5 protein-coding genes and 3 pseudogenes are annotated in these 4,562 nt (G+C 68.5%); 2 read left to right on the top strand and 6 right to left on the bottom strand.

Going from position 1 to position 4,562, the window contains the following annotated elements:
• From ACZ3X1_RS36850 to ACZ3X1_RS36840, 3 genes and pseudogenes are all read right to left on the bottom strand, one after another.
• Positions 1-1,307, bottom strand: a 1,307-nt coding sequence (locus ACZ3X1_RS36850; RefSeq protein WP_467283879.1) for a HAMP domain-containing protein, incomplete at its 3' end; no start/stop codon positions are given.
• Between the two features lie 521 nt (positions 1,308-1,828).
• Positions 1,829-2,224: a DUF1622 domain-containing protein gene (locus tag ACZ3X1_RS36845; RefSeq protein WP_467283883.1), complete on the bottom strand. Its 396-nt coding sequence runs from the start codon at positions 2,222-2,224 to the stop codon at positions 1,829-1,831.
• Positions 2,225-2,304: 80 nt separating this feature from the next.
• Positions 2,305-2,495, bottom strand: a pseudogene (locus tag ACZ3X1_RS36840) (hypothetical protein); the annotation flags it as partial.
• A 197-nt stretch (positions 2,496-2,692) separates the two neighbouring features.
• Here ACZ3X1_RS36840 and ACZ3X1_RS36835 point away from each other — a divergent pair.
• Complete coding sequence (locus ACZ3X1_RS36835) at positions 2,693-3,046, top strand: PRC-barrel domain-containing protein (RefSeq protein WP_362636168.1); 354 nt, start codon at positions 2,693-2,695, stop codon at positions 3,044-3,046.
• 95 nt (positions 3,047-3,141) lie between these two features.
• Here ACZ3X1_RS36835 and ACZ3X1_RS36830 read toward each other — a convergent pair.
• A pseudogene (locus ACZ3X1_RS36830) lies at positions 3,142-3,509 on the bottom strand (CBS domain-containing protein).
• Here ACZ3X1_RS36830 and ACZ3X1_RS36825 point away from each other — a divergent pair.
• A complete protein-coding gene (locus tag ACZ3X1_RS36825; protein ID WP_467283884.1) occupies positions 3,508-3,792 on the top strand; it encodes a VOC family protein in 285 nt (94 codons plus the stop codon). The pseudogene ACZ3X1_RS36830 and the gene ACZ3X1_RS36825 sit on opposite strands and share 2 nt — an antisense overlap.
• Here the strand turns inward: ACZ3X1_RS36825 and ACZ3X1_RS36820 are convergent.
• Positions 3,776-3,886, bottom strand: a pseudogene (locus tag ACZ3X1_RS36820) (VOC family protein); the annotation flags it as partial. The gene ACZ3X1_RS36825 and the pseudogene ACZ3X1_RS36820 sit on opposite strands and share 17 nt — an antisense overlap.
• Before the next feature lie 397 nt (positions 3,887-4,283).
• Positions 4,284-4,562, bottom strand: a 279-nt coding sequence (locus ACZ3X1_RS36815; RefSeq protein WP_467283875.1) for a tetratricopeptide repeat protein, incomplete at its 5' end; no start/stop codon positions are given.

Genomic DNA, 4,562 nt, shown 5'->3' with positions numbered 1-4,562 from the left:
ACCTCGTCGGCGAACGCGGACAACTGGTCGACCATCGTGTTGATGGTCTCCTTCAGCTCCAGGATCTCCCCCCGGGCATCCACCCGGATCTTCTGCGTCAGATCACCCTGGGCCACGGCGGTGGTGACCTCGGCGATCGAACGGACCTGCGCGGTCAGATTGTCGGCCATGAAGTTCACCGAGTCGGTCAGGTCACGCCACGTACCGGAGACGCCCTTCACGTCCGCCTGGCCGCCGAGCCGGCCGTCCGTGCCCACCTCGCGGGCGACGCGGGTGACCTCCCCGGCGAACGCGGACAGCTGGTCCACCATCGTGTTGATCGTGGTCTTCAGCTCCAGGATCTCGCCCCGCGCGTCCACGCGGACCTTCTGCGAAAGGTCGCCCAGCGCCACGGCGGTCGCGACCTGCGCGATGGAACGCACCTGGGAGGTCAGGTTCCCGGCCATGAAGTTCACCGAGTCGGTCAGGTCACGCCACGTACCGGAGACGCCCTTCACGTCCGCCTGGCCGCCAAGGATGCCCTCCGTTCCCACCTCGCGGGCCATACGGGTTACTTCGCCCGCGAACGCGGACAGCTGGTCGACCATCGTATTGATGGTGTTCTTCAGCTCCAGGATCTCGCCCCGGGCGTCGACGGCGATCTTCTGGGACAGGTCGCCCTTGGCGACCGCCGTGGTGACCTGGGCGATGTTGCGGACCTGGTCGGTGAGGTTGCCGGCCATGAAGTTCACCGAATCGGTGAGGTCCCGCCACACGCCTCCCACTCCAGGCACCTCGGCCTGGCCGCCGAGCCGGCCTTCGCTGCCGACCTCGCGGGCGACGCGGGTGACCTCGGCGGCGAAGGAGGACAGCTGGTCCACCATCGTATTGACGGTGTCCTTCAGCTCCAGGATCTCGCCCCGGGCAGCGACGTCGATCTTCTGTGAGAGGTCGCCGCGCGCCACTGCGGTGGCCACCTGGGCGATGTCGCGGACCTGGGTGGTGAGGTTTCCGGCCATCGCGTTCACGGAATCCGTCAGGTCCGCCCAGGTACCCGAGACCCCCGGGACCTCGGCCTGGCCGCCCAGCGTTCCTTCGGTGCCGACCTCACGGGCGACCCTCGTCACCTCGGACGTGAACAGCGAGAGCTGGTCGACCATCCCGTTGAAGACCGTCGCGATCTCCCCGAGAAGACCGTCTGCCTCATCGGGCAGCCGGGTGCCGAAGTCACCGTCGCGTACGGCCGTCAGTCCGGCCAGAAGTTGCCGCAGTTCCGGCTCCCCCACCGCCCCTGCCGCCGCGCGTGACGAATCAGCCGTCTTGGCCATCACAGTCCCCATCTCTCGTGCCGCTCGCGGCACGCCCGCAACCCTCGAGCGTCCCATGGCCTAGTCCACCACACCTGCCCACAGCCGCGAAGCCGATGCCGAACGTGCGTTCGCTCCCCGCCGCCGAGTGCCCCACCGATCGCGAGCCATGGGACCGGCCTTCCGGGCCCGTCGCGCGGGGTCCGGGCCGCGCCGCTCGGGAGTGGCGCCGGCCTTCCGTCTGCGTTACCGCGCAGGTGAGCCGGTGCGTGTTCATCTCGTCGGCGGGAGCCGCGCGGTCGGGACCGGACGTCTGGGATGGCGGTGGCGCCGTCTGGTGCGCGACGAGACCATGCTCCTGGTCAGCGGGTGAACGTGTTCTTTGGCACGTCTACGACGTGACGAACGGACGGCGTCGCTGAAGCGGCGATTGCGGATGCGCTCGTGCGTCGGCGGGCACTTTGCCCCGCCGACGCACGGCTGGGCCTGCTGGGGGTCGAGGTCCCTCCTTCGAGGAGCTCGGCGGGCACCGACGCATCGCTTCATCGTGGCCGCGGGACGGCCTCCTGCCGGTCGCGTTCCATCTCGGCGCGTTCCTGGGTGATCTCGCGGGTGAGGAAAAAGTTGAGGATGGTGCGGATGGCGGCGATGGCCGCCAGCTGTCCGATCTCGGTGAAGCTGGGGGCGACCGCGGTACGCAGGACGTCGGCCGCCAGTTGGAATTCGAGTCCCAAGACGAGGAAGCGCCCCAGACTGAGGCGGATCTGGTTGAACCGGCCGATGAGAGAACGCCTGCGCAGGCCGGTCGCGGTGAACTGGACGAAGGCCCACACGGCGCCCGCAAAGATGATCAATGCGCCGCCCGCCTCGATGACGAGCACCAGCCACCCGATCAGCCCTCGCACGTCAAAATCGGACAGCGTCGACACTTCTGGCATGTTCATGAGTGCGCTTCTGCCCGCGGCGGCGCACTTGCCCCGCTACCGCAGCGAGCACATGGGCTCCTGGCTGCCGACCCTCAGCCAGAAGAGGATGGAGGCGGTGCGACGAAGGCGAGGAAGTGTTCAGCCTCTGTTCGTAGCGGCGGTGGAGACGACGGCACCCGTATAGGTCGACCACCGTTCTCTCCACAGCCCAACGGTGACGGCCGAGACGCCGGGAGGACTCGACTCCCCTGCGCGCGATACGCGGCGTGATGTTCCGAGAGCGGAGCGACCGATGTGGCGGCTGCCTCTCACGCCGGCTGTAGTGGCGTGTGCGTGTCCGCGTCGAACACGCCCGCGCACCCCACGGCAAGAGCTGTCGGCCGTTGCCCCGAAGGGGGGTACCCAAGTCGCAGACCCGCAACTGCAGCCATACCTTCAGACGAACTGTGAAGGCGTGACATCCATTCGGAAGGATCGGCTGTGACTGAATTCGACATCTGGGGCTACCGTCCGGACACCGGCTATCAGCAGGGCACCGAGATCGTCGGCTACAAGGTCGAGGCCAAGGACGGCACCATCGGCAAAATCAGCAAGCACTCCGAGGAGGTAGGCGCCTCCTACCTCGTCGTCGACACCGGCGTGTGGATCTTCGGCAAGCACGTACTGCTGCCCGCCGGCACGATCAACATGATCGACACGGTCGAGGAGAAGGTCTACGTCGACCGGACCAAGGACCAGATCAAGGACGCGCCCGAATTCGACGAGGCCAAGCAGGGCAGCGACCCGACCTACCTGGAACAGTTCAGCCGCTACTACAACATGCCGCACATGTAGCGCAGCCGTGCGCATGGCGCCGGGCCCCCGCCGTTCGGTGGGGGCCCTCACCACGCGGACACCCTGACGCCCGAGGCGGGCGGGACCCGAGCCGGTCAGTCCTGCGAGACCACCTGGAGCAGGTCGCCGACCTTCGCATCCGGCAGCGCGCGGGCGACATCGGCCAGCGCGACGATGCCGACCAGCGTGTGCCCGTCGATGACGGGCAGCCGGCGCACCTGGTGCTCCCCCATCGTGCGCAGGATCTCTGCGGCGTCGTCGTCGGCGCCGATGGTCACGGCCTCTCCCTGGGCGAGGTCGCCCGCCTTCACCGCGCCCGGGTCCTTGCCGGCGCCCAGTACTTCACCACGACGTCCCGGTCGGTGAGCATGCCCTTGAGCTTCTCGTCCGTACCGCAGATCGGCAGGGCGCCGACCTTCAGCTGGGTCATCTTCTTCGCGGCCTCGAGCACCGCCGCGCCCATGACCGGGCTCGGCGGCTTCTACCCGGTGCTCGCCGCACGCGATGTCGCGGCGTCCCGCGACTACACCCGCCACCTCGGGTTCGAGGTGACCTTTGATGCGGACTGCTACGTCAGCCTGCGCCGCCCCGATGCACCGCAGTACGAGCTGGCCCTTCTCGACCACGCCCACCCGACCGTACCCAACGGTCACCGGGCCGCGCTCGAGGGCGGTCTGCTGCTGAACTTCGAGGTGGACCACGTGAACTCCGAGTACCAGCGGCTGGTAGTGGCGGGACGACAGTGATGATGTCGATCAGCACCCCGTCGGGGGCGGCGATGATGAAGTGGCGCTGGCCGAACTCCTCGGTGCGCAGCGGCAGTATCGCGGGCAGGCCGGCCTGAACTCGACGCCGACGCCGTGGGGTTCGCTCCGGGCCGGTCGGGTTCGACGCCGCCGAGTACGCCCTGCACCAGGCCGAGCCAGCCATCGCCCTCGGCCACCACAACCGCGCCCGGACTGCTGCCGAAACGTCCATGGCCTCCACCGCCGTGGCCACCCCGGCTGGGCCGCGGCCACCCTGGTGAGTAATCGGGGTGCTCGGCGTGCGACTGTGCGAGCACGCGGAGAACCTCCCGCAAGCCCCCTGAACCGCACACCCATCCGAAACGATCGAACGGCTGCAACGTCACAAGATCAGCGACACGGCCCCGCAAGGTACCCAGCCTTTGAATCGACGGGGCGTGGCCGCGTTGGACCCGTCCGTGTCTTCATGCGATGCCTGTGGGGGACGGCTCCTAGCGTCGCGAGGGGCGCAACCAGGCCTGTCGCCGTTGCGCAGCACGCCAGGCAGCCGAAGCTATTTCCAGGTCGTCGCGGGTGCGCACGGTGTGCGGGTGCTCAGGGCCCAGCACACGGACGCGGTCAGCGAGGGTCTGTCGCAGCAGGCGTACCACCTCTTCCTGCTCGCCCATCCTGGCCAGTGCGCTGGCGAGGTTGTGGCGGCTGGTCAGGGTGTCGGGGTGGGTGATGCCCAGCACACGGATGCGGTCGTCAAGGGTCTGCCGGTGCAGACG

It is taken from the genome of Streptomyces sp. NPDC023541 (assembly GCF_055559995.1).
Note: the sequence above shows the minus strand (reverse complement) of the source record. Positions and strands in the feature narration are given on the sequence as shown.

Excerpts from the sequence above, each read along its gene's own strand:
- ACZ3X1_RS36845 (WP_467283883.1), bottom strand. The coding sequence starts at position 2,224 with ATGCCAGAAGTGTCGACGCTGTCCGATTTTGACGTGCGAGGGCTGATC.
- ACZ3X1_RS36825 (WP_467283884.1), top strand. The coding sequence starts at position 3,508 with ATGACCGGGCTCGGCGGCTTCTACCCGGTGCTCGCCGCACGCGATGTC.